Here is a 23,679-nt window from a genome sequence, read left to right as displayed (position 1 = left end):
TACCATCAACAATTGCCGGTGGGAAGCATATGAGTATCCAGTATTCTATGAAGATGAACCGCATGACGGTCGATAAGCTCGGGGTCAAACTCTACGACCGGGTATACGCTGTGCTCGCAGAGCTTATTTCAAACAGCTATGATGCCGATGCCCAATCCGTTGTTATCAAGGCCCCTATGGGGCAATATCTTGCCGTCCGCCATGACGGGGTCGTCCAGAGCAAAGATGTCACAATTGAGGTTGAGGATGACGGTTCCGGTATGACGCCTCAAGAACTACAAGACTTTTATCTTGTGGTAGGAAAAGAACGACGCACCGATCCTAAGCGCGGCGACAAATCAAAGATATATAAAAGAGCTGTTATGGGGCGCAAAGGTGTTGGTAAGCTCGCTCCATTTGGAGTTTGTCGTTTTGTTGAAGTTCTAAGCGCAGGCGGCGAAAAAATAACTGAGAATAACATTACGGGATATCGGACTGCTCACATTATCATGGATAAAAACGTGATGATAAGCGACACGTCAGACATTTACCATCCAACAGTAGGTGAGATGGACGGCAAACTCAGCGATAAAACCTATACAAAAGTAATTTTGCGAGAGTTTGACTTTAGGAAAATAGGTTCCATTGAAGAACTTTCACGGCAGCTCGCGCAGCGTTTTGGACTTGAAACATCAAACTGGCGGATTGAACTCATTGATACCTCAAAAACACCTGGAGATCCCGCTTCATCCATCACTGTCGGCAAGTTCAACGTTGACGTGATGGACAACTCAAAGGTGTGTTTTGAAGGCCCGCGACCAACCATTGCCACAACACATCCTACACAATATAGGACATACAACCCTAACGGAGGCTTCAATGATAAAATATTACCTGGATTTTACAATGAAGGATTGTTTTATCCGGTAACAGGTTGGGTTGCCTATTCTAAGGTTCCTTATAAAGATGAGTTGATGTCTGGAATTCGTATTTATTGCCGAGGCAAATTTACCGCTCAAACAGTGGTGTTTGGCAAAAAAGCTGGTTTCACAGGAGAGCACTCTATCCGTAGCTATCTTGTGGGTGAATTACATGCCGACTGGCTTGATGAAACAGAAGATTTAATCCAGACAGACAGAAGAGATATCTTGTGGTCACAGGAACTTGGCATGCTGTTCCAAAATTGGGGACAACAAATTGTCCAGTATGTAGGTTCGATTGCGCGAAACCCCATGCGCCAAAGCATGATGAATAAATTTTTTGAGGCTGGGGACGTAGTCAATAAAATTAACGATGCTTTTCCAACTAAAAACCAAAAAAGCTTACGCGATACTGCAATCGATGTGGCAAAATTGCTTGGGAAATCCATGCGTGGCGACGAGTTTGAAGATCCCAACGCTGTTGAGGATATGGTTCAATTAAGCATCCTTCTCGCCCCCATTCAAAACCTTGACGCAAAACTTCGGGAAGCTGCTGAGACTGACATTAATCCATTGCGCGTTATAAATGATATTTTGAAGACAGCGAGACTTGCTGAGACTGTAACGTTTGGACACCAAGTTGTAAAACGAATTGAAATCATAGATAATCTTGAAGCCTTAAAAGATATGGAAGAAACTCCTGAAAGTGAGCTACAAAAATTGATAGAATCAGCTCCATGGTTGATAAACCCTCAATGGGTTCCTGTTACAGCAAATCAAGGATTGGCAACATTAAAGCGTGAGTTTGAAAAGTATTTCAAAGAGAAAACAGGTGCTGAAATAAACCTCTCCGATTTCTCGGAAGCAGCAAAACGCCCTGACTTTGTATTATTTAGCCAAGATGGAATTCTGCAGCTAATTGAAATTAAACGGCCAAAACACTGCATTGACGATACAGAATGGGAAAGGGTGCAGAATTATTTTGACCAACTTGAAGATTTTTTTAAAAATCCTAAGCACGAACTTTTTCTAAGCATTGCATCAAGCTACCATATCACTATAGTGTGTGATGGTGATAAGTTAAAAGGTTCCGCTAAAAAGGCTTATGAATCTTATAAAAAGGAGAATTTGTTGACCGTTATTGATTGGAGTTCATTCTTGTTACGAACAAAACAAACACACCAAACATTTCTTGATGAAGCAGAACGACTCAAGAGCATGTAATATGAATTTCCCCCAAAATAAAAAACATCAGCCAGTCGCTGTAGACCTCTTTTGTGGAGGAGGTGGCTTGACTGTTGGCTTAAAAAAAGCAGGATTTACCGTTGCCGCTGCTGTGGAAATAGAGCCTGCCGCTGCATCAACTTTTCAAATTAACCATCCAGGAACAAAGCTTTTTATTCAAGATATTCGTCATGTTTCCGGAAAGGATTTACTAGCTCAGTCTCCAACTGGAACTATTGACTTGCTTTCAGGATGTCCTCCGTGTCAGGGATTCACCAGCCTAACAGCAAAATACAAGCGCGATGATCCTCGAAATGCCTTAGTCAATGAAATGCTGCGCCTCATTAAAGAAACCCTTCCAAAAGCTGTCATGATGGAAAATGTTCCTGGCCTTGCTCTGCGCGGAAAGCATCTCCTTGACCCGATGTGCAGCCAATTAGAAGGTTTGGGCTACAAAATAACTCTGAATGTTTTACAAGTCGCTGATTATGGTATTCCACAATTCAGAAAAAGACTAGTGCTACTTGCAGGACGCGGGTTCAGCATTTCCATGCCGAAGCCAACTCACTCTAGCACTGGGGCCAACGGCCTGCCTATGTGGAAGACGGTGCGCGAGGCAATTTCACACTATCCTGCCCCTATCACGTTCAGCGAGGCAAAACTTTTGGGCAAACTCCCTTCACGTGAGTGGCATGTGGTCCGTGATTTATCCGCTCAAAATGTTGCCCGACTTCAGGCGGCTACGCCCGGCACAAGCTGGGAAAATATTCCTGAATCGCTTCGGCCTCCCTGCCATCAAGGAAAATATAGAGGTTTCTCTAATGTTTACGGCAGAATGGAGTGGGACAAAGTCTCCCCCACCATAACGGGTGGTTGTACCACTTTAAGTCGTGGGCGCTACGGGCATCCTACCGAAAACAGGACTATTTCGGTACGTGAAGCGGCCACACTGCAAACATTCCCGGAAGATTATATTTTTGACACGCAATATATGGATAAGGTTTGTAATATCATTGGGAATGCTCTTCCTTGCGAGTTTGCCCAGCAGATTGCATCGCAGTGCCTCCACGCAATGCAATCTGCTGGGAGGATTCCGGCATAGTTTTTGATTTTCCCCAAAAGGGTAAGCTCGTCGCGAAACATGCAGGTTTTCGCGATGTGCCTGATGAATTGTGAGAACATGTCGAACCTTCCTTGCTCCATTCAAGCCAAAACGGCGTGATGGAAACAAACCAATCACACAGCAAACGGTTCTTGCCGGGATTTTCATAAATGTCGTAGTGGATGCCAATGGACCATGCTTCCCACTTGTTATGGCTCAAAAAGCACTGTCCACGAGCACTTCAAACGTTGGAACAAAACCGGTGTCATGGCGAAAATCTTTCGCATACTTGTCACAGAGTATAGGGAGAATGTCGGCATTGATGCCCAATGTCAATATAATTTTACAATAAGTATGGTAAGTTTAGCGTATCCTATTTGGATAACTAAGAAATTATCACTCCAAATTAGGCAAAGAGGACACGGCGAGATGTGCTTGACTAGGGGCAAGATGCGCATACCGCATAGTCATTTTGATGTTTTTATGCCCAAGAAGTGTACCAACCATTGCTAATGGATAACCCTTTTGCACAAGCCATGATGCAAAAGTGTGCCGTAGTGTATGAAAGCAAACACGCTCGCGCCTATCCTTAATCCCATGATTAAATCCGCAAGCCTTGATGGCGCATCTGAAAACTTTGTAATGGGCAGCGGGAAGTTCTCCATTGTGGTTAAAAAGTGGTAATGATTGAACTGAATATCGATAATATTTCTCTACGATATTTAAAGCTATATCATTAAGAGGAATAACACGGCTGAGCGTATTTTTTGTATCATATATCTTAACACTTCTTATTGCCATATCTACATGATACGGCATTAGACCATATATCTCTCCAGCTCTAAGTCCTGTATATAAAGCAAATTTTGTTATGTCGTGCCATAATTCTGATCTTGAACTAAGATTTTGAAGGAGATAAGCCGCTTCTGCCTCAGAAAGAAATCTCAGACGTCGATTATCAAATTTGGGCATTCTGAATACAGGAACAGGGCCAGCGTATAATTCCCATTCCACTGCTCGGCGCAGAACACGACGCACTAAGGACAAGCAATGATAGACAGATTGAGGGCTAAGGGACTTTCCCTCAAGCACCTTTCTTAATTGCATAATTTGAACATTTTTAACCCCCTCAAGCGGCATATTCCCCAAAAAAGGAGCAATATGGTGTTGCCAACGCCCCGTTTCTGTTGTTATTCCTCTTTTCGAAGAAGACGACAGGACGAGCTGCTGATAGAGGTCAAAAGCGTCGTTCAGGGTCATACGATCTCCCTTTTTTGGCAGATCGTGCAAAAAATGGTGTAACGGGTAAAGAGGGATATGAGGGCAACGGCCTTTCACGCCGTCGACAGGGGTTCAAATCCCCTTGGGGACGCCAACAAGGAATCAAGGCACCTGCAGTGATGCAGGTGCCTTTTTCGTTATGGGCTTTAGCCTGTTGAGCGCCTGACAGGCGCGAAACAAAAAACCACCCGCTATGCGGGTGGAGGCAATACGTTATACACACAAAAACACCTTTCCGCTACGATGAAGTTGTTCAAGCCCATCGCAACATTAACGGAAAGGTGTTTTTGTTATGGGAACCAAGGCTCATAGCCTAGCGCATACGAAATGGTTGTGCAAGTATCATATCGTCTTTACTCCAAAATATAGAAGAAAAATAATCTTCGCACAGCTCCGTGAAAGTATAAAAGAAATTCTGCAATGCCTCTGCAAATATAAAGGGGTTGAGATTCTGGAAGGGCATCTGATGCCGGATCATGTCCACATGCTGGTGTCCATTCCTCCTAAAATCAGTGTGGCAAATTTCATGGGCTACCTGAAAGGGAAAAGTTCGTTGATGATATTCGATAAGCACGCAAACCTTAAATATAAGTTTGGCAACAGAAAATTTTGGGCCGAAGGATATTATGTCAGTACGGTGGGGCTTAATGAGGCAACGATCAAAAAATATATCCAGGATCAGGAACGTCACGACATTATGAGAGACAAGCTGACATCACGCGAATATCAAGACCCCTTTAAGGGGTAGCCAAGGCGGCAAGGGCACTGGGCTTGAACAGCGTGAAAGCCAGCGTCTTTAGGCGCAGCCGGTAACAGGCCCTTACAGGGCCAGAGCAAACCACCCGCTTTGCGGGTGGTTCTGATTTCAGCCCTTGCGGGAGACCGCGAGGGCTTTTTTATTTGAGACATGCTTTGCGCGAGCGTCCACGGAGAATTGGGCTGGCTCAGGCAAGGTCGTGTGGCCTGTGGCGGAGATCTGTTTTTTCGAACAGAACAGCCGCCGCATCCGGGAAGCCCGGACGGACGGCGGCTGCGGGAAACAGGCCTTGAGGCCCGCAGGCTAGAATTTGTAGATGAAGCTCACGTTCATGTTCCAGGCATCCTCGGTGCTGTTGGCGGCGTAGCGGCGTCCTCCGGCGTGGTAGCCGCCCCAGACATCCCGGCTGTTGTCCAGCCACAGGGCGATGTAATTGGCCTCCACCAGCAACTTCAGGTTCTCGTGGAGGGTATAGGTGCTCATGATGCCCACTTCCATGGCCCGGTCCCTGTCGGTCAGGTACAGTCCGTAGTAATTGGCGGTATTGAAGTCCGTCCCGTTGGGGCGGACGATGTCAGGGCCGCCGGCCCCCTTGATGTGGCGGGCCATGCCGGCGCTGTTGGTGCCCTGATAATAGTTGAGATGGATCGTGTGGCTCAGGTTTTCGAAAAAGCTGATATCGCACACGCGCAGGCCCAGGCCCCAGGTGCCCACCAGTGTGGAGCCCAGCAGGGTGTCCCGGCCCAGGGTCCAGGTGCCCAGGGTGCCGAAGCCGGCCACGCTGTTGGTGCCCTCGTTGTTGGCCTCGATGGTGGGCATGCGCTCGGAACCGTTGGCGGGGTCCCCGTCATCGCCGCTGCTGTACCAGCCGTAGATGCCGGGAGTGCCCCAGTCCAGCGCGTATTCGGCCAGGGCCGAGGCATACCAGCCGTGACGGTCGAGGGCGGCATCCCCTGTGGCGACGCTGCCCCAGGCCGCGCTCCAGGCCAGACGCAACGGCCGGGCCGCCGTGATCTCGCCGGTGAGGCCCGCCCAGAAGGCCGTGGCGTGGGCCAGGCTACTCTCGCGGCCATCGAAGCGATAGGCGGACGGGGACAGACCGATGCCGTAGCTCCCTTCGCTGTTGCGGCTGTAGAACCGTCCGTTGCCGTGGCGGAACGCGTTCTTGCCGATCGTTCCCAGCAGCGCCCAGGGGGTGAGGCGTATATCTTCATACGTCACCGGCAGCAAAAGGCCGAAGAAGTCCGCATTGTCCAGCCAGCCGCTTTGGCCGCCATCGGGGGCGGCCCAGTTGTCATTGAAGGCCCGCGCCCAGAAGGCCGTCAGGGACAGATGTTCCGTGAGCGGAGCGGCGACGCTGATCCCGGCCACGTCGGCATCGAAGACCTGTGAGGCATCGGTGACGAAATCGGGCAGGAAGATGCGCTGCAGGCCCATGCGTGCCTTGATCCCCGTGCCGGGGAGGTTCCAGTCCAGATAGCTGTGCTTGATCTTGACGATCTGGCCGTCAGCCCCCAGGGCCCCGCCGCTGCGGGCGCGGCCCCAGGTGGCCCCGCCGATCTCGAAATAGACGCTGCCGGAAAGGGCATCGGACACCGCGGCATCCAGTTGCAGGCGTACGCGGTTCTTGGCCTCGAAACGGTCCTCGCCCCAGCGGCCCCAGCCCTGTACGTTTTTTCCTTCCCTGTCCTTGCGGACGAAGCTGCCGCCATCCCCGTATTCGAGCATGGCGATCCAGACGCCTTTGACACGAAAGTCCACGGCGTGGGCTCCGGGCGCGGTCATGAGGCCCCCCAACAGGGCCCCGGCCAGCAAGACGGCGGCTGCGCCATACGGCTTGTTTTTCTTCATCTGTCCTCCTCTGAAATGTGTGGCATGTTTTTAGAAAGCGTGCTACGATTTTCTGGTAGCACGCTTTCTAAAAACATGCCACTATTATGGGGAGGTTCCTGTGGAAAAAATGAGGATGGGCAAACTGCTGGTATGCTGGCTGCTGCTCTGCGGCCTGAGCCTGCTGGCCGGCTGCCGGGAAGAGGAGAAGGGACAGGCCGGTGCGCCGCGCGAGGAGCTGGTCTATGCCAGCACCAAGGACATCCGGGACATCAATCCGCACCTGTACGGCGGCGAGATGGCAGCCCAGGGCATGGTCTTCGAGCCCCTGGTCATCAACACGGCGGAAGGTGTCCGGCCCTGGCTGGCCGAAAGCTGGGAGATCTCGCCCGACGGCCGCGTCTATACCTTCCATCTGCGCCGTGGTGTGACCTTCAGCGACGGGACGCCCTTCGATGCCGAGGCCGTCCGCCTGAACATGGATGCCATCATCGCCAATCGCCTGCGCCACGCCTGGCTGGACATGATCAACGAGATCGAACGCCACGAAGTCGTGGACAGCCATACCTGGCGTCTGGTACTCAAGCACCCCTATTATCCCACTCTCATCGAGCTGGGGCTGTTGCGGCCTTTCCGTTTCATCTCGCCGTCCTGCTTCATCGACGGCCAGACGCGCAACGGCGTGCGCGGCCTCGTGGGCACGGGCCCGTGGATACTGAAGGAACACAAGGAGAACCAGTACGCCCTGTTCACGGCCAATCCCTCTTACTGGGGAGAGAAGCCCCGTTTGCAGGCCGTGCGCTGGAAGGTGATGCCCGACCACCAGGCCATCCTGCTGGCCCTGCACAAGGGGGACGTGGATCTGGTGTTCGGGGCCGATGGCGACATGCTCAACCTGGACAATTTCGACGCCATCCGCCGTGAGGGACGCTATGCGGCGGCCATCAGCCAGCCCATCGCCTCGCGGGCCATACTGCTCAACGCCCACCAGCCGTTCACCCGGGAGCGGGACGTTCGCCTGGCCCTGCAGTATGCGGTGGACAGGGAAGGCATCGCCGCCACCATCCTCAACGGTTCCGAGACCGTGGCCCCCAGCCTGCTGGCCTCCACGGTGGCCTATTGCGACCTGCCGCTGGAGGCGCGCGGCCATGACCCGGAAAAGGCTGCGCGTCTGCTGGACGGGGCGGGCTGGCTCATGGCGGCCGACGGCTGGCGCTACAAGGACGGACGGAGGGCCAGCGTGCGCCTGTACTACAATTCGCAGAATGCGCAGGAGCGCAGCATCGGCGAGTACATGCAGGCGGACCTGAAAAAGATCGGGGTGGAGATGAAGATCGTGGGCGAGGAGAAGCAGGCCTTTCTGGATCGCCAGAAGAGCGGCGACTTTGAATTGCAGTATTCCCTGTCCTGGGGCACGCCTTACGACCCGCAGTCCTATATTTCCTCGTGGCGCATCCCGGCGCACGGGGACTATCAGGCCCAGCTGGGTCTGGAGCGCAAGGAATGGCTGGACGCGGCCATCACCCGTTTGATGACCGAGACGGACGAGGAGCGCCGCAAGGCCCTGTATGCGGAGATCCTCGGTTATGTACATGATGAGGGCGTCTACATCCCGCTGACCTATTCCCGCACCAAGGCCGTCCACATGCGGGAGCTCAAGGGCGTTTCGTTCGGCGTGTCGCAGTACGAGATCCCCTTCGAGAAGATGTATTTTTGATGCACCGCGTCCCGGTGTCCGGCAGGCATGGCCTGGAGGCACCGGGACGGAGATGAAGGATGGACATGAAGCATTGCCTGTTGCGTCGCCTGCTGGGGCTCGTGCCGCTCTTGCTGGGGATATCGTTCCTGTCGTTCGTCCTCATCCAGCTCAGCCCCGGGGACCCGGCGGAAGTGGTCATCCGGGTCAATGACATGACCCCCACGCCGGAACTGCTGGCCGAGGTGCGCACGCAGCTCGGGCTGGACAGGCCCTTTCCGGAGCGTTACCTGCGCTGGCTCGCGGATGTGCTTCGGGGCGACCTGGGCATGAGCTATGTGAACGGGCGGCCCGTGGCCGGGGAGCTGGCCCGGGCCCTGCCGCCCACCCTGATGCTGGCGGGGACGGCCGCGGCCATCATGCTGGTGTGCAGCCTGGCCGTGGCCCTGGTCTGTGTCCGCCATGAGGGCAGGGTGGTGGACCGTCTGTTGCGGGCCCTGCTTTTCCTGGGTACCTCCGTACCGGCCTTCTGGGCGGGGCTGCTGCTGATCTGGCTGTTCTCCGTCCATCTGGACTGGCTGCCCACCGGCGGCCTTGAGGGGCCGTCCTCGCTGGTGCTCCCGGCCGTGACGCTGGCCTTGCCCTATCTGGCCGCCTATGCCCGGCTGTTGCGCAACAGCATGGTGCAGACCGCGCAGGAAGACTTCGTCCTCTACGCCCGGGCCTGCGGCCGCAGCCGGGGGGCCATCCTGCACATGGTGCTCCGTAATTCCCTGCAGGCCAGCCTCACGGCCCTGGGCATGAGCCTGCCCAAGCTGGTGGCAGGCAGCTTTGTGGTGGAGTGCATTTTTGCCTGGCCCGGTCTGGGACGCCTGTGCGTCACGGCCATCTTCAACCGGGATCTTCCCGTCATCCAGGCCTATGTCCTGCTGATGGCCGTGCTGTTCGTGGCCGGCAACCTGTGCATGGACATTTGTGCGGGCCTGCTGGACCCGCGTCTGCGTGAACGGGGGCTGCGATGAGGTGCGTACGGGCATTGCTGCATGACAGGGCTGGCCTGGCCTGCCTGCTGTTCCTGGGCATCGTGCTGCTGGCGGCCCTGCTGGCCCCGTGGCTGACGCCCTGGGATCCGCTGGCCGTGGACGGCAGCCGCAAGCTGGCCCCCTGCGGGCCCGAACACTGGCTGGGCACGGACAGGCTGGGGCGCGACATCTTTTCCCGCCTGCTCTACGGGGCCCGGGCCACGCTGGGCGTCTCGCTGCTGGCCATGGGGGCCACGGTCTCGCTGGGGGCCCTGCTGGGCATGCTGGCGGGCCTTGTGCGCGGGCGGGTGGAGTCCTGCCTCATGCGGCTGTGCGACGTGATGCTTTCCTTCCCCGGCGAGGTCATGGTGCTGGCCATCGTGGGCATGCTGGGGCCGGGGCTGGAGAACGTGGTGCTGGCCTGCGTGGTGGCCAAGTGGCCGTGGTACGCGCGCATGATGCGGACCATCACCCTCCGTTATGCGGACAGGGACTTCGTGCGTTTTGCGCGTGTGGCGGGCTACGGCACGGGCCACATCATGAGGCGTCATCTGCTGCCCTGCGCTGCCGGGGAGATCAGCGTCCTGGCCACGCTGGATACCGGCGCGGTGATACTGATGGTCTCGGCCCTGTCCTTTCTGGGGCTCGGCGTGCAGCCGCCCACACCGGAATGGGGCATGATGCTGGGCGAGGCGCGCGAGGTGATGGTCCTGTACCCCTGGCAGATGCTGCCGCCCGGGCTGGCCATCCTGCTGGTGGTGGCGGCCTGCAACTATCTGGGCGACAGCCTGCGTGATGCCCTGGACCCCAGGCACGCCATGCACAAGGAGCCTGTGCTGTGAATCATGGACATCCCGTGCCGCTGCTGGAACTACGGCATGTCTCCGTCACGGAGGGCCTGTCCGGCAGGCCGCTGGTGCAGGACGTGAGTTTTTCGCTGCAACGCGGGCACTGTCTGGGCATCGTGGGCGAGAGCGGCAGCGGCAAGAGCCTGCTCTGCCGGGCCCTGCTGGGCCTGCTGCCGTCCGGGCTGGTCCGGAGCGGGCAATTGCATTTCGACGGCCGCGATTTGGGCCGTCTCGATCCCGCAGGCTGGCGGGAGCTGCGCGGCACGGGCATGGCCGTCATCCTGCAGCAGGCCATGACGGCCTTCGATCCTCTCAGGCCTTTGGGAAAGCAGCTGGAGGGGGCCTTGCGGGACAGGGGGCGGATGTCCGCTGCCCGGGCCCGGGAGGCTGTTTGCGAGGCCCTGCAGCGGGTGGACCTGCCGGAGACCGTCCTGGGCAGCTACCCGCACCAGTTGTCCGGCGGCATGCTGCAACGCTGCATGATCGCCCTGACGCTGGCCCTGCGGCCCGCGCTGGTGGTGGCCGATGAGCCTACCACCGCTCTGGATGCCTGCCATCAGCAGCAGGTGCTGCGCTGTCTGGCCGACATGGCCCGTGAGGCATCCCTGATCTTCGTCTCGCACGATCTTGGCGCCGTACAGCAGCTGGCAGACGAGGTGCTGGTCATGCAGGCGGGGCGCTGCGTCGAGTACGGGCAGGCGGCACAGCTTTTCGATGCGCCGGGCCATGCCTGCACCCGGCATCTGGTCCGTACCCGGCTGGCCCTATGGCGGGGCTTCCGGCAGGCTCTGGGAGACAGGTGATGAGCGGCAGCGATATCTTCCTCTCCGTCCGAGATATCTGGAAGACCTACGCCGTCCCCCATGGAGGGGGCTCCCGGCCCGTGCTGCGGGGGCTGGATTTCTGTCTGGAGCGGGGCAAGATGGCGGGCCTGGTGGGCGAGAGCGGCAGCGGCAAGAGTACGCTGGCGCGTCTGCTGCTGGGGCTGGAGCGGCCCGACCGTGGTATCGTGCTGCTGGAAGGTCAGCCCTTGCGGCAATGGCGGGCCCGGGGCGGGAGGCTCTCCGTGGTCTTTCAGGACTATGTGACCTCGGTCGATCCGGGCTTTACGCTGGCGGAGGCCGTGGACGAGGGCCTGGGGCCGGGCTGCCGCCTTTCCCGCCGGGAGCGGCGTCGGGAAGTGGACAGGCTGCTGGAGCGCGTAGGGCTTTCGCCTTCATTGTCCGGCCGTCTGCCGCATGAACTCAGCGGCGGCCAGGTGCAGCGGGCCTGCATCGCGCGGGCGCTGGCCGCGCGACCGTCCTTTCTGGTGCTGGACGAGGCCGTGAGCTCGCTGGATGTCCCGGTACAGGTGCAGATACTGGAATTGCTGCGGGACATTCGCAGCGACACGACCTGCCTTTTCATCACCCATGATCTCCAGGCCGCGACGCTGGTCTGTGACAGTTTGCTGGTCCTAGATCAGGGCCGCTGTGCGGAGCATCTGCCGGTGTCGCAGCTGGGGAGCGCCCGCAGTCCGCGCTTGCGGCGGATGCTGGAAACAGTCGTCCCGTTCCGCTCCGCATGGGACGAGAGCTGTGACGAAGCTGCCGGGACAGGAAGAGCCACCGGGGCGACGAAGGGCTGAACGACAGGAGCGCATGGCCCTCCGCCGTAAAGCATCCTGCGGGCATGGCGGCAGGAAGGCTGCAGATTTGCGGCACGGCACCGGCAGGGAACGGCCGGCCGCATCCCGTCCATGAGACGGGCAAGATTTCGTGATCGTGCCGCGGGTGAAAAGACGGCCCAGAGGCAAGGGCTGCCGATACCCGCACGACACCGTAAAGGAGCACATGATGGAGCAGACTACCGGCATCCCCGGGGATGCTGTTAAGGCCCGGCCCGGGCTCGACGGGCGCATCCGGCGTTACTGGACCCGGCGTTCCGACGCTTTCGGGCAGGTACGCCGTGAGGAATTGCAGAGTGACAAGTCCTCCCTGTGGCGGGCGGAGATCCTGCCCTGGCTGCCGCGCAGGGAAGACGGGACCGCCCTGCGCATACTGGATCTGGGCACGGGCGCGGGATTTTTTGCCATCCTGCTGGCACAGGCGGGCTGCGAGGTCACGGGCGTCGATCTGAGCGAGGGGATGCTCGCCCAGGCCGTCGCACTGGCCGATGAGGCAGGCTGCACGGTGGACTGGCGCTGCATGAGTGCCACGGAGCTGGACTTTGGGGATGCGTCCTTTGACGGCGTCCTGGCCCGCAACCTGACCTGGACGCTGACGGATCCCGAGGCGGCCTATGCGGAGTGGTTGCGGGTGCTGCGGCCCGGCGGCGTACTGCTCAATTTTGATGCCGATTACGGGGCGGTGGACTTTACCCGGCTTGCCGATGAAAAGGGGCAACATGCCCATGCCGATGTGGATAGTGCCCTCCTGCAGGAAGGGGAGGACATCCGCCGGGCCCTGCCCCTGAGCCGCCGGGAACGACCGCAGTGGGACATGGAGGCCCTGGCACGGGCGGGCTTTGTCCGTTGCAGCTGTGATACCGGGCTCAGCGGGCGGATCTTCGTCCGGCGGGACGCCACCTACAATCCGGTGCCCATGTTTGCCCTGCGTGCGTATCGTCCCTGATGCTCTGCCCTGTGGCGGGATTCGGAGGGGCGTTGCCGCGACTGCCGGCATGTCGGAAGAAACAAAGAAGGGGGTGCCCGTGGGCATCCCCTTCTTTGTTTCTTTTCACTACGGGACGGATCATGCCCGCTCCTGGGAGCAGAGCAGGCCATGCCATGATGGCGTTAGGCGTTTTCGGCCCGGCGCTTTTCCTTGCGCGCCTGCTGGGCCCTCTGGACATTGCGGCGCATCTTGGCTTCGAAATTCCGGGACATCAGCTTCTGCTCGGAAGGATAGCCGCAGAGGTATTTGTACTCTTCCACATTGATGCCGTGATTGGCCAGATGGCGGGACGTCAGGGAGCAGGCCGCCTTGCCGCACAGGCAGCAGGTGATGGTGTTGTCGGTGATGGCTTCCGCGGGATTGAAGACCAGATCGGCCTTGGTGAAGATCTTTTTGGGGGCCGGGGCGGGCTTCTTTTCCTCTTCGACGGGAAGGGGCTCGTCCACGGGGGGCAGAGCGGCAGGCGCGGCCTCTTCGACCTTCACAGGCTGCTCGGCCTGCGCGTTAATCCGGCGCTCGATGGCCATATTAAGGATCTTTGCCTTTTCGTACTGCTCCATGATGAATTCGATGGGCTGGTCGCTGTATTTGTTGAAAATGGCATTAAAAATATCTTTGTCTTCCAGAGCCATAAAAGTCCCTCCTTTTATTTCATATGCCAGAGGCGACCGTATATGAGTAAAAGATATTTTTCAAGAAATAAGTGGTTTGTGTTATTTTTTATTGAAACATATTCAAAATAATATTTTTTCTATAGAACAAAATAAATAAATATCTGTTTTTATTAGCCAATGAATTATGAGGCAGATATTCAGGACGGTCTATGCGGGAACGCGATCAGCTCTCGTCTTGTCTGGAGAGTAAGCATCCCGTGCGATAGTCCAGCGGTGATATTGTGAGACAGCTCCAGGGCAATACGCAGGGATGGATACTTGCTGCGAAAGTCGGACAAAGAACAAAGCTTATGTACGGTATGATTTACTACGGTTCCCTGTTTTGATGAGGTCATATGGCTGGAGAGCTGAAACTCCTGCCCTTCTTGGGCGAAGGGCATATCTGCATGCAAACGGCTGCGGCCTTCTGTCTTGTTCGGGCAGGCTTATTGCCCAGCTTTCCGCTTGGGATAGCCAGGAGAGAACGGCGGGAAACTGCCGCATGGACAGCCTCCAAGATCGAAGATGGTATGCTGGCCTGTGTCTGCCGGGCAGATCTGCTTCGGTAAAGGAAGGGGATCAAAACTCTGGGGCAACGGTGTTATTATCGGCTCGACGGCCTCATCGGGGCAACTTTCAGACAGAGGCCGCCGCCATCCGTCAGCTTGTAGGCTTTTTCCAGGGGCTTCGCGCCGCGAATGGCGGTATCCGTGAGCTTTCCGGGCATTGGGGGCAACTCCTGTTTGAAATATATGGGGGCAACATTACTTGCCCCCAAAGTTGCCCCCTTTTTTTGTGGCTGTCTACGGTCTTTCGTGAACGTCCCTGAACCTCAAAAACAGAAAAAGTCCGCTCAGCTCAAGGCTTTGCGGACTTTCTTGGATTTCTGTGGACTATGATGTGGCGGAGAGGGTGGGATTCGAATTTTTTATATATCTATTTGATAATATTTGATATATTTATTTTAATAAATGTGAATGGTACTCATAAAGGTACGCAAGCAGTATAGAACGAAGAAGGACTACCCCGCAGCAAAGCATCCATCTTTTCCAATCCTGCTGAGTCTCCTGTCTTGTGTCAATGTCAAAAGGTTGGCGAGCTGCCATTTGGGCAAAGAGATGGATATGCCCGGAAGTAGATTCTACAAAGCCATGACATTGAGGGAGGAACAGCACGCTTTTTGATTTAAGGAAAACGTGGTATGCCCGAGGCATAGAGCGTGTAGGATTTTGTGGTATCCCTTAATTGGGGGATGGTTCACAGAGCTTCCTCATCCAGGTGACGGAGAGGAAGAAAGGTGTTTTGTGCGCATCTACACACAGCTCGACACATGGAAAAAATGAGAGTATTGCTAAAAGAATGATAAAATATCTTCTCTTTGCCCGTTCACATGAAATCTGGCAAAGAGAGATATTGTGAGATCAACCATTCGCAAGGACCTTGAAACCACCTGGGATTTACGTTTGAAACGGGCAAACCAGTGTCTTTGGCGGGCATTATTTCGTTCAATTCGCACGGTTCCCCGTTTTCCTTGAATGAGGTCGTCCTCGGGTATTTCCCGTGGATATACTTTCCAGTTGTCGGTACAGAAGAACCAGACAGACCAACGGCGAAGCCTTGCCATCAATCTTGCAAGAGTGCTTTGGTCACGATTGCCACATTCCCAGTCAATGAGTTGACCGGTATCGCGACAATAAGCTTTCCAGAGCCATAGTTTGTTTTTTTTGAATGCAAATAGTGCCACATCTCATCAAGTTCTATGATGACAGCTTCCCCAGGAGAAGGCTTTTCATAAGTTTTTTCAGCGAAATCCCGGACCCAACGCATGACGGTCGATGTTGCAACTCCATAAATACGTGCTATGGCATTAAACGAAAGGCCCAAAGTATAAAGCAGGATGGCCATTGCCTTTTCCGTTGCCGGTCGTCCTCTGGGAGTGTCACGGGTAAATTGAAAACCGCAGTCTTTGCAGCGAAATCTCTGACGCTCCAAGTGTCTTCCATTCTTCACAATCCGCTCTGACGCACATTTTGGACAGTATTGCATAAAGAACTCCTTAACTGGAGTATACCATTATAACATTCTTTATGCAATACTCTCGAAAAAATTTCAGGTAAGCAAGCGAGTAGCCCAAAACGGAGCAGGCATGGCTGATTACATCTTGAAGCTCTTCGACAGGGAGCTGATTCGATTTTCCGCTAAGGATACCGGTGATATTCCTGAGATCTCCATAACGCACATAGATCAGGATTCGCTGTCACTCATACCGCTTGGAATGGAGGTGACGGATAAGGGCCTTGCTCGTTGGCTGAAGCACAGAAAGATTCCCAGGAACAGAGCGTACATCCATTCGTTTCTGGCAAAGACTGGTCTATCTGCGAATAGCACAATGGGCATCATAGATGTCAGCAAGGGGCTTTCTCTCAACGACAGCTACTGGGTTGTACGGGAAGGGGATTCCAAAACCTTTGACCAGTGCAATCTTTATGACAATAAATTCAGCGAGTTGTTAGCTAATATTGCTTTTACCGGCTATGGCAGCTCTGTTCGTACATCTGTAGTATCGAGTCCTGAATTTACAACGAACGGTATGCTTCCCAAGTGCTGGCGCAGGCAATCTGGTAAAATATACCTTTATAAAGGTGGTACTGTAGGGGCATCAAATACAGGAAATGAGCCCTATTCAGAATACTATGCATGGCAGATTGCCCAGATACTCGGTGTGAATGCAATCGAGTATAATATCGCCAAATGGAAATCGAGACTTTGCTCAAAGTGTGAAATTTTCACCAGCAAGGATATTTCATTTGTTCCTGTGGGCAATATTGTGAAGCAAGGAGGAATGCAGGCAGTCATCGATTACTATGGAACGCTTGATTCTAAGTATAGGGACATGCTGGAGGATATGTTCGTCTTTGATGCTGTCATTGCCAATACTGATCGCCACTTTGGAAACTTTGGTTTTCTTGTGGATGCTGCAACGAATACTCTCAAAGCTCCTGCACCACTGTTTGATCACGGGAACTCACTATTTAATTTTGCCTCTCCCATAGAAATAGAGAGTAAGGATGTTTTTATTAATTTTGCTGATGTCCAAGCACCAGTGTGTTACAGCAACTTTTTCTCTGTAGCTAAGTCTTGTATGAAGTCAAGACATCGTGAAGGATTACGGCATCTCCTAAACTTTAAGCTGAAGAAACATCCTCGTTATAACCTTTCTTCAAAGCGTTTGAAGTATATTGAAATTGCCGTACAGAAGAGAGCATCACTTCTACTTGAAGGGGAGACTCATAGCGAGAGTGAACTGAGCTTCTGGTAGACGAATAGAGAATGAGAAAACCTTTGAGGTTTGTATTAGAATAATGTCCTTCAGAAGCAGACATGCAAGTAGCGTTACAAGGATTCCATAGAAGCTCTTTATGATCCAAAGAGACCGTTCAAACTATGGAAATCTTCTCTCGATCAGGGAAAAAATGATGTAGAGTGATTTTTTAGCGGAAAAATCGGATAAAAAATGCTGTCCCCTCTCCTCAAATTGCTAGTCATCTATGGTGCATAGGTAAGCTTTGAAGGCTCTCTGTTTGCATAAGAACGATACTTTTGCGATATAGTTTCCGTCAAATGAGAATAAAAAAGAGCATAGTATTAAGCTATGCTTTTTTTTATGTATAAAATAATTCGGACATACATAATATGAAGTTTTACTCTTCATGGTCTCTGTTCTTAAGGTTTGTAACACTCAACTATATAGGGGGTATGTAATACTAATATAATATATTAAAATAGTAACTTTATATAGGAAGTAGTTAGATTGTTTAAATATCAAAAATAGTAACTTTATATGTGGAATAGTTAGTAATTGTTTAAACATTAAAACAGCAACTAAATGTGCTGATTGAATGTTGAGTATGGAAAAGTAATTGATTTAACAAAAAACGATATGGAATGTGAAGGTATATTTATCCAATACACTGCAAACATGTCATCAGCATATTTGCAGAGTATTGGATTGTTGTTATTTGATATTTTTTATCTAAATATGAGGTGAAAATATGAAAAACAAAAACGTACAGTATCTGGATAATATCAAAAATAGTGTCAATGAGTTGTTAGACTTCTATACAGACAATCATCGTAAAACATTATCCATCAGGTTTGATGTTAGATATCCTCAAAATTATACTGGAGATACCTCATCAAAAAATATATCTGATTGCATGGCACATATGGTTAAAAAGTATAAACGTCGTAAATGTGATCCGTATTATATTTGGGTACGTGAACAAAACAAAAGTAATCATCCTCACTATCATTGCTTGTTCTTGTTAGATGGAACTAGAGTTAAGACTTATAACCATGTCTTTAAAAGTGTTGAGACAATTTGGAATTCTACTCTAGATATAGATAGAGATTCAAAAGGATTGATAGACTACTGCACGAATAAATCCAATATGGATTATAATGGCAAAATGATTACCAGGACATCTGATGTTGAAAAGTTTGATTCAAGATTAGGTGAAGTGAAACAGCAGGCTTTATATTTAGCAAAAGCATATACCAAAGGTTCTATTCATGATGGACAGAGAAACTTTGGTATGTCACGTTTACCTAAAAATAAAAACATAGATTCTCATAATTCTGATAATAATTAAGGGGATTATCATGGATACTCAAAACAAAAAATCTTATAGTTTTTCAGTGCAGCAGTCACCAAATTCTGAAAATGAGCATACTGCTATCGTATCTGTATCTCTCTGTGATGGTACGATGACAGTATCCAACTTTGGTAGTGCAAATCAGGCTACAGTGAATTCTTACAACACAGTCGATATTATCAATGCTGCTAGAAACGATGCTCAGGCAAAGATTCAAGATCAGATGAATTTCATGTCGTCTCAAACAGTATGTCATCCAGCAGTATCTACAGGTCAGAAAGATTCTACATATCCAGTTAATAGCAATTCCAGTACAACAGCGTTACCACCTTCTCAGAATAAACATGGGGGTGGAAGCAAACTGGCTAGTGAGAAACAGAAAGATTTTATAAAGCAGTTGGCTGGTAGAAAGCGTATACATATAGATCAGTTGTGTATGGATATGTTTAGCCACGGTAGTAGTAATATGACAGGTGCTGAGGCAAACGAGATGATCAAGCATTTAAAAAGATCATAAAAGCTTGATAGTATAAAAAGGGGAAGGAGATGATCTTTTCATGGGTTCTCTCCTTCCCTGTAAAATTCATCAAAAATTATAGAGAGTATTTTTATTGAGTTTTATCATCACAGTATTACGTGGAGAAAAATATCTGTATAAGATCAATTTTATACTTGTAAGAGGATTCATCTGCATAATATATTTTCATCTTATTGTCCCACTCAGGGAGGGGTAAAACCCCCACCTTTAGGTGGCGGCTTTAGCGTTTCTTTTGTAGTCTGTGGGCATGAGCAATTATCGTAAAGGCTCCCACAGTGTTTTTTCAATTCACCTGCACCTGGTCTGGATAACCAAGTACAGGAAAAAGATTTTGTCAGGCGACATCGCCCAGAGAGCCAGGTCGCTGATACGCGGCATCTGTGAAAAGCAGGTGGAAATTCTCAAAGGACATATAGCACCCGACCATATCCATCTTTTCGTTTCGATTTCACCAAGCCTTGCTGTGAGCAAGTTGATGCAACAACTGAAAGGCCGAACCGCGCATGCCATGATAAATGAATTTCCATTGTTGCGCCGCCAGTACTGGGGACGTCATATGTGGGCGCGTGGCTATTTCTGTTGCAGCAGTGGCAATGTGACCGATGAGGTCATTAAGCAATACATCACGCAACAGGAAGATGCAGATGAAACCTTCCGAATTGAGGGGGAATGACTTCAGCCTGCTTCAGCAGGGGCCATACCGGCTTTAGCCGGAACGCGACTTTAGTCGCCACGGTGAATCCACCGGCTTTAGCCGGTGGAGTGTTCAATTGTTTCTATATCGTCAAAGAAAAATATCATCCGCTTTCCTTGACGAATACTTTATCAAATTGATATGTTTTATCACCTTGGAACCCCTTCTTGATATTGCTATAGTTTAAGCTGCTGACTAGTAAAAATATAAAGATGATAGATGAAATTTATCGAAGAACTACTAGGCACAGATAGAGCAGCATGATTCATATGCCAGCACGCAGTTATATAGCCATCGATCTCAAGTCTTTTTACGCCTCTGTGGAATGTATGGAGCGTGGTCTTGATCCGTTGACTACTCACCTGGTGGTAGCTGATCCCAGCAGAACAGAGAAGACTATTTGCCTGGCAGTTTCTCCCTCATTGAAAGCTCATGGCATTCCGGGTAGAGCACGCTATTTTGAGGTCATCCAGAAAGTACATGCAGCCAATGCGTTGCGCAGACAGAAAGCTCCACGGAGGAGATTCACGGGAGAATCCTCAGATGCTCTTGAGCTAGCTGCTGATCCTTCCCTAGCCATAAGTTCTGACAGCTGTGCCTCGTATGGCTCTCTATATCGAGTACAGTACCAGAGTTTACAGCGTATACCTGAAGTATTTCTCTCCTGATGATATCCACGTTTATTCCATCGATGAGGTCTTTATCGATGCTACTTCCTATTTAAAAAATTATCGTACATCCGTACATGAACTCACTAAGAGCGTCATTCTTGATGTGCTACGCAGCACTGGTATCACAGCTACAGCAGGTATAGGCACAAATCTCTATCTGGCAAAAGTGGCTATGGATATCATGGCCAAAAAAGTAGCAGCAGATGAGGATGGTGTGCGTATAGCCTGTCTGGATGAGATGTCGTATCGCCAGCAGTTGTGGCATCACACCCCCTTGAGGGATTTCTGGAGAGTTGGCAGAGGATATGTCCAGAAGCTGGAAAAGTACGGCATCAAAACGATGGGAGATATTGCACGCTATTCCATCCATAGCGAGGATTTACTCTTTCGCCTGTTTGGGGTGAATGCAGAGCTGCTGATAGATCATGCCTGGGGTTATGAACCGTGTACGATGGCAGATATCAAGGCATACCAGCCATCTTCCAGGAGCATAGGTTCAGGACAAGTGCTACACTCTCCCTATGAGGTGGAAAAAGCTCGTCTGGTGGTCAAGGAGATGGTAGACTCGCTTGCTCTGGATCTGGTGGGCAAGCGTTTGGTGACGGATCAGCTGGTACTGACGGTGGGGTATGATATCGAGAGTCTGTCTCCTGAGCGTGGTTATACCGGTCTGGTGATTACGGACAGCTATGGACGTCAGCTTCCTCAGCATGCACATGGTACGGTCAATCTAGGCCAGTTCACATCTTCCAGCAGACGGATGACACATGCTGTGCTGGAGCTTTTTGATCGCATTGTGGATCGAAACTTGCTGGTCAGGCGTATCAACTTGGTAGCAGCCCATGTCTTGCATGAAAACCAGACAGGCAAAGACAAAAAGCCCAGACAGCTCGATTTGTTCACCGATTATGCTGCGGAGCAGAAGCGGGAAGAGCAGGAACAGGGACAGCTCCAGAAAGAACGCAAGAGACAGGAGGCCATCCTGAAAATCCGTGAACGCTATGGCAAAAATGCTCTGCTGAAGGGCATGAACCTGGAAGAGGGAGCAACGACCAGGGAACGCAACCAGCAGATAGGAGGGCACAAGGCATGAGCGACAAGTACGATGATATCATCAATCTGCCACGTCCTGAGTCCAAGTATCCCCGTATGCCCAGAGCCAACAGAGCTGCCCAGTTTTCCCCTTTTGCTGCCCTGACAGGGCACGAGGAAGCCATTCGAGAGACAGTTTATTTAGATAGGGAGTTGATAAATAAAAAAATCAAGTTCTGTAAATAGAAATTTATTTAATTCTATATATGTTCGATATGCCATTTTGAAAAGAAAGAAGGATATCTATCGTATGTACTCTTTCTAATAGCTAAGCATAGTAAATTTTTGGGACGGGATAGTCCAACATATACACAACGAGAACTCCTTTCGTAAAGGCCATTGCGATCCTCTAGAGTTTTGTTTTTTGCTAATGCATCTATTTTTTTTATGACGCGGATTATATCAGAACTATTTCTAGTTTCTGTTTCCAAATATAAAGTTGCATCATGGGTTTCTCCTTTAACTCCATATACAGTATCAAACTTTATTTCTATACAACTACCTTCACATCCATAGGTAGTGCACGAATTCGAATAACTTCCTTTTATAAATGAATCTGGAAGTTGATCGAATAAATTACATCCAAAGAAGGATGAGATGATTTCATCAATTTCTCTTTTTATCCCACAATATGAGCTGTCCGTCGTTCTCATTAAATTTAATATGGATTCTCTAAAATCTATAGGATCCTGTGCATATAAATAAGTCTTTATAGATTCCATTGTGTAATACTTATTATTGGAGTTTTTTATATCTAGAATATGGAATATTTTGCATAGTAACTTTCTTACATAGTTTTCAGCTAGAAATATATTTCCACTATCCAACGCTTCGACTATGTTTGTGAGAAAATAATGATAGTTACTTTCTGGAGCAGCATTTTTTTTATTCTCAAATTTATCCCAATAGTCTCTTATCTTTAATCCCTTCACATTGTGAAAAATTCCAATTGCTTTAAAAACCCCTCCTTCCCTTTCAAGATTATAATATTTTATCTTATCTATAAATTTTTGTATGACTTGATGTCGAGATTCTTCTGTATATACAAATAACGTTGGAGGGATATCTATATTCCCTCTTGTGGCAATAATAGGGGGCTGCTTGCTTCGAAAGAATGTCAATATATCTGCAATTTCTTGCCCATATCTATTTGAACAAGCAATTTCTAGGTGATTATGAGCAGTATTCCATAAACTATCTTCAGCGTATGCATTATTATATATTGCTTGATCTATGTCGCCAATTTTTTGAAATATCGTATCTGTATTAGAAAAAAGACTGTCCAAAATTTCTTTTTGAACTCTAGAGCAGTCTTGATATTCATCAACAAATACAAAAGAAAAACGTTTTGATATTATATTTTTTAATAAATCTCCATATTGATCAAAAATATATTTTACATGCTTATATGTATCGTCATATCTAAGTATCCCTTTTGTAAATAGTAAGTCTTGAGTAGCCTTCAAATACTCTCTGAAAGCATCATTGTCTCTGCCTGCTATGTAATTTCTTTCATTTTTTATTTTAAGGCCATGTTCATCAACATATATATTTTCTATTAGCTCACTTATTGATGTAAATCTGTTGTTGCGATATCGAAAATGTGCATTGAGCAGCTTATCTATTTTTTTGTATTCATTCCTTATTAATATATGTAGATATTTGGCATATTCTTCATTACTCACTAAACATATTGGGGAGGCTACCTTATCCCTTAAAAAAGGGAATAGAATAAACTGGTTGATAAATACCTGAATAGTTCCTACAAAATTAGGATAAGATAATAATAAATTAGAGCTATCTCCTAATTTATTTTTGAGTTCGTTAACAGCAACATTTGTATGAGATAAGACACAGATTCCGCAACCATCCGGAAAAGGAAGTCTATCAGAAAGTAATTTCAGTTTTGCAAGCAGTACGGTAGTTTTTCCACTTCCAGGACAAGCTAGTATATCCTTACTTTCCCAGCAATTAATCACTGCACGCGCATCATCGGAGAACTGACTCCCCGGAGGTAAAAGCAAGTTTTCGAGTGCAGAAAAATCAGCTATAGAGTTCATTTA

20 protein-coding genes and 1 pseudogene are annotated in these 23,679 nt (G+C 50.5%); 16 read left to right on the top strand and 5 right to left on the bottom strand.

Features of this window, described 5'->3' with window-relative positions:
* Window positions 1–29: 29 nt before the first annotated feature.
* From Q4I12_RS00450 to Q4I12_RS13905, 3 genes and pseudogenes are all read left to right on the top strand, one after another.
* Entirely contained in the window at window positions 30–2,123 is a 2,094-nt protein-coding gene (locus tag Q4I12_RS00450; protein WP_302259963.1) for an ATP-binding protein, read from the top strand.
* Window position 2,124: 1 nt separating this feature from the next.
* Window positions 2,125–3,225 carry a DNA cytosine methyltransferase gene (locus tag Q4I12_RS00445; protein ID WP_302259962.1) on the top strand — a complete coding sequence of 367 codons (1,101 nt, stop codon included), beginning with the start codon at window positions 2,125–2,127 and terminating at the stop codon, window positions 3,223–3,225.
* Between the two features lie 177 nt (window positions 3,226–3,402).
* Window positions 3,403–3,738 (top strand): annotated as a pseudogene (locus tag Q4I12_RS13905) (transposase); the annotation flags it as partial.
* Here Q4I12_RS13905 and Q4I12_RS00440 read toward each other — a convergent pair.
* Window positions 3,622–4,485, bottom strand: a complete 864-nt coding sequence (locus Q4I12_RS00440; RefSeq protein WP_302259961.1) for a tyrosine-type recombinase/integrase — start codon at window positions 4,483–4,485, stop codon at window positions 3,622–3,624. The pseudogene Q4I12_RS13905 and the gene Q4I12_RS00440 sit on opposite strands and share 117 nt — an antisense overlap.
* A gap of 313 nt (window positions 4,486–4,798) precedes the next feature.
* Here Q4I12_RS00440 and tnpA (Q4I12_RS00435) point away from each other — a divergent pair, with 313 nt between their 5' ends.
* Window positions 4,799–5,254, top strand: a complete 456-nt coding sequence (gene tnpA / locus Q4I12_RS00435) for an IS200/IS605 family transposase (protein WP_072333439.1) — start codon at window positions 4,799–4,801, stop codon at window positions 5,252–5,254.
* Window positions 5,255–5,566: 312 nt separating this feature from the next.
* Here the strand turns inward: tnpA (Q4I12_RS00435) and Q4I12_RS00430 are convergent, their stop codons facing one another.
* Window positions 5,567–7,114 (bottom strand): outer membrane homotrimeric porin, encoded by a 1,548-nt coding sequence (locus Q4I12_RS00430; protein ID WP_302259960.1) that lies wholly within the window; start codon window positions 7,112–7,114, stop codon window positions 5,567–5,569.
* A gap of 109 nt (window positions 7,115–7,223) precedes the next feature.
* On the opposite strand from Q4I12_RS00430, the gene nikA reads away from it, so the two are divergent.
* From nikA to Q4I12_RS00400, 6 genes are all read left to right on the top strand, one after another.
* Window positions 7,224–8,810, top strand: coding sequence for a nickel ABC transporter substrate-binding protein (nikA, locus tag Q4I12_RS00425; RefSeq protein ID WP_302262078.1), 1,587 nt, complete (start codon window positions 7,224–7,226; stop codon window positions 8,808–8,810).
* Between the two features lie 59 nt (window positions 8,811–8,869).
* Window positions 8,870–9,811, top strand: coding sequence for a nickel/cobalt ABC transporter permease (opp1B, locus tag Q4I12_RS00420; protein WP_302259959.1), 942 nt, complete (start codon window positions 8,870–8,872; stop codon window positions 9,809–9,811).
* The gene (gene opp1C / locus Q4I12_RS00415) at window positions 9,808–10,653 is read left to right on the top strand and encodes a nickel/cobalt ABC transporter permease (protein ID WP_297160294.1); all 846 of its coding nucleotides are present in this window, start codon (window positions 9,808–9,810) and stop codon (window positions 10,651–10,653) included. Before opp1B ends, opp1C begins: the two co-directional genes overlap by 4 nt.
* The gene (locus Q4I12_RS00410) at window positions 10,650–11,462 is read left to right on the top strand and encodes an ATP-binding cassette domain-containing protein (protein WP_302259958.1); all 813 of its coding nucleotides are present in this window, start codon (window positions 10,650–10,652) and stop codon (window positions 11,460–11,462) included. Before opp1C ends, Q4I12_RS00410 begins: the two co-directional genes overlap by 4 nt.
* Complete coding sequence (locus tag Q4I12_RS00405) at window positions 11,462–12,286, top strand: ABC transporter ATP-binding protein (protein ID WP_302259957.1); 825 nt, start codon at window positions 11,462–11,464, stop codon at window positions 12,284–12,286. The genes Q4I12_RS00410 and Q4I12_RS00405 overlap by 1 nt, the downstream gene beginning before the upstream one ends.
* A gap of 205 nt (window positions 12,287–12,491) precedes the next feature.
* Window positions 12,492–13,271 (top strand): class I SAM-dependent methyltransferase, encoded by a 780-nt coding sequence (locus Q4I12_RS00400; RefSeq protein WP_302259956.1) that lies wholly within the window; start codon window positions 12,492–12,494, stop codon window positions 13,269–13,271.
* A gap of 164 nt (window positions 13,272–13,435) precedes the next feature.
* Here Q4I12_RS00400 and Q4I12_RS00395 read toward each other — a convergent pair whose 3' ends face one another.
* Both Q4I12_RS00395 and Q4I12_RS00390 read right to left on the bottom strand, forming a co-directional pair.
* Entirely contained in the window at window positions 13,436–13,945 is a 510-nt protein-coding gene (locus Q4I12_RS00395; RefSeq protein ID WP_204674841.1) for a MucR family transcriptional regulator, read from the bottom strand.
* Between the two features lie 1,372 nt (window positions 13,946–15,317).
* Window positions 15,318–16,012, bottom strand: a protein-coding gene (locus Q4I12_RS00390) for an IS1 family transposase (RefSeq protein WP_302259955.1) whose coding sequence is annotated in 2 segments (ribosomal slippage) — window positions 15,318–15,694 and window positions 15,694–16,012 — 696 coding nt in all. Because the reading frame shifts where the segments join, the coding sequence is not laid out codon by codon here.
* Between the two features lie 100 nt (window positions 16,013–16,112).
* Between Q4I12_RS00390 and Q4I12_RS00385 the strand changes: the two genes are divergently transcribed.
* From Q4I12_RS00385 to Q4I12_RS00360, 6 genes are all read left to right on the top strand, one after another.
* On the top strand, window positions 16,113–17,285 hold the full coding sequence (locus Q4I12_RS00385) for a HipA domain-containing protein (RefSeq protein WP_302259953.1): 1,173 nt from the start codon (window positions 16,113–16,115) through the stop codon (window positions 17,283–17,285).
* Window positions 17,286–18,018: 733 nt separating this feature from the next.
* Window positions 18,019–18,618, top strand: coding sequence for a YagK/YfjJ domain-containing protein (locus Q4I12_RS00380; protein ID WP_302259952.1), 600 nt, complete (start codon window positions 18,019–18,021; stop codon window positions 18,616–18,618).
* A 10-nt stretch (window positions 18,619–18,628) separates the two neighbouring features.
* Window positions 18,629–19,138, top strand: coding sequence for a hypothetical protein (locus Q4I12_RS00375; RefSeq protein ID WP_302259950.1), 510 nt, complete (start codon window positions 18,629–18,631; stop codon window positions 19,136–19,138).
* 268 nt (window positions 19,139–19,406) lie between these two features.
* Window positions 19,407–19,832, top strand: coding sequence for an IS200/IS605 family transposase (gene tnpA, locus Q4I12_RS00370; RefSeq protein WP_302259948.1), 426 nt, complete (start codon window positions 19,407–19,409; stop codon window positions 19,830–19,832).
* A gap of 624 nt (window positions 19,833–20,456) precedes the next feature.
* Window positions 20,457–21,617: a Y-family DNA polymerase gene (locus tag Q4I12_RS00365; protein ID WP_302259946.1), complete on the top strand. Its 1,161-nt coding sequence runs from the start codon at window positions 20,457–20,459 to the stop codon at window positions 21,615–21,617.
* Window positions 21,614–21,802: a hypothetical protein gene (locus Q4I12_RS00360; RefSeq protein ID WP_302259944.1), complete on the top strand. Its 189-nt coding sequence runs from the start codon at window positions 21,614–21,616 to the stop codon at window positions 21,800–21,802. The genes Q4I12_RS00365 and Q4I12_RS00360 overlap by 4 nt, the downstream gene beginning before the upstream one ends.
* A 14-nt stretch (window positions 21,803–21,816) precedes the next feature.
* Here Q4I12_RS00360 and Q4I12_RS00355 read toward each other — a convergent pair whose 3' ends face one another.
* Window positions 21,817–23,676 (bottom strand): UvrD-helicase domain-containing protein, encoded by a 1,860-nt coding sequence (locus Q4I12_RS00355; RefSeq protein WP_302259942.1) that lies wholly within the window; start codon window positions 23,674–23,676, stop codon window positions 21,817–21,819.
* Window positions 23,677–23,679: the final 3 nt, after the last annotated feature.

The organism is Desulfovibrio piger (assembly GCF_951793255.1).
Taxonomy (GTDB): domain Bacteria; phylum Desulfobacterota; class Desulfovibrionia; order Desulfovibrionales; family Desulfovibrionaceae; genus Desulfovibrio.
Note: the sequence above shows the minus strand (reverse complement) of the source record. Positions and strands in the feature narration are given on the sequence as shown.

Coding starts and splice junctions, on each gene's coding strand:
- Q4I12_RS00450 (WP_302259963.1), top strand. CDS start 30: ATGAGTATCCAGTATTCTATGAAGATGAACCGCATGACGGTCGATAAG.
- Q4I12_RS00445 (WP_302259962.1), top strand. CDS start 2,125: ATGAATTTCCCCCAAAATAAAAAACATCAGCCAGTCGCTGTAGACCTC.
- Q4I12_RS00440 (WP_302259961.1), bottom strand. CDS start 4,485: ATGACCCTGAACGACGCTTTTGACCTCTATCAGCAGCTCGTCCTGTCG.
- tnpA (WP_072333439.1), top strand. CDS start 4,799: ATGGGAACCAAGGCTCATAGCCTAGCGCATACGAAATGGTTGTGCAAG.
- Q4I12_RS00430 (WP_302259960.1), bottom strand. CDS start 7,114: ATGAAGAAAAACAAGCCGTATGGCGCAGCCGCCGTCTTGCTGGCCGGG.
- nikA (WP_302262078.1), top strand. CDS start 7,224: ATGAGGATGGGCAAACTGCTGGTATGCTGGCTGCTGCTCTGCGGCCTG.
- opp1B (WP_302259959.1), top strand. CDS start 8,870: ATGGACATGAAGCATTGCCTGTTGCGTCGCCTGCTGGGGCTCGTGCCG.
- opp1C (WP_297160294.1), top strand. CDS start 9,808: ATGAGGTGCGTACGGGCATTGCTGCATGACAGGGCTGGCCTGGCCTGC.
- Q4I12_RS00405 (WP_302259957.1), top strand. CDS start 11,462: ATGAGCGGCAGCGATATCTTCCTCTCCGTCCGAGATATCTGGAAGACC.
- Q4I12_RS00400 (WP_302259956.1), top strand. CDS start 12,492: ATGATGGAGCAGACTACCGGCATCCCCGGGGATGCTGTTAAGGCCCGG.
- Q4I12_RS00395 (WP_204674841.1), bottom strand. CDS start 13,945: ATGGCTCTGGAAGACAAAGATATTTTTAATGCCATTTTCAACAAATAC.
- Q4I12_RS00385 (WP_302259953.1), top strand. CDS start 16,113: ATGGCTGATTACATCTTGAAGCTCTTCGACAGGGAGCTGATTCGATTT.
- Q4I12_RS00380 (WP_302259952.1), top strand. CDS start 18,019: ATGAAAAACAAAAACGTACAGTATCTGGATAATATCAAAAATAGTGTC.
- Q4I12_RS00375 (WP_302259950.1), top strand. CDS start 18,629: ATGGATACTCAAAACAAAAAATCTTATAGTTTTTCAGTGCAGCAGTCA.
- tnpA (WP_302259948.1), top strand. CDS start 19,407: ATGAGCAATTATCGTAAAGGCTCCCACAGTGTTTTTTCAATTCACCTG.
- Q4I12_RS00365 (WP_302259946.1), top strand. CDS start 20,457: ATGGCTCTCTATATCGAGTACAGTACCAGAGTTTACAGCGTATACCTG.
- Q4I12_RS00360 (WP_302259944.1), top strand. CDS start 21,614: ATGAGCGACAAGTACGATGATATCATCAATCTGCCACGTCCTGAGTCC.
- Q4I12_RS00355 (WP_302259942.1), bottom strand. CDS start 23,676: ATGAACTCTATAGCTGATTTTTCTGCACTCGAAAACTTGCTTTTACCT.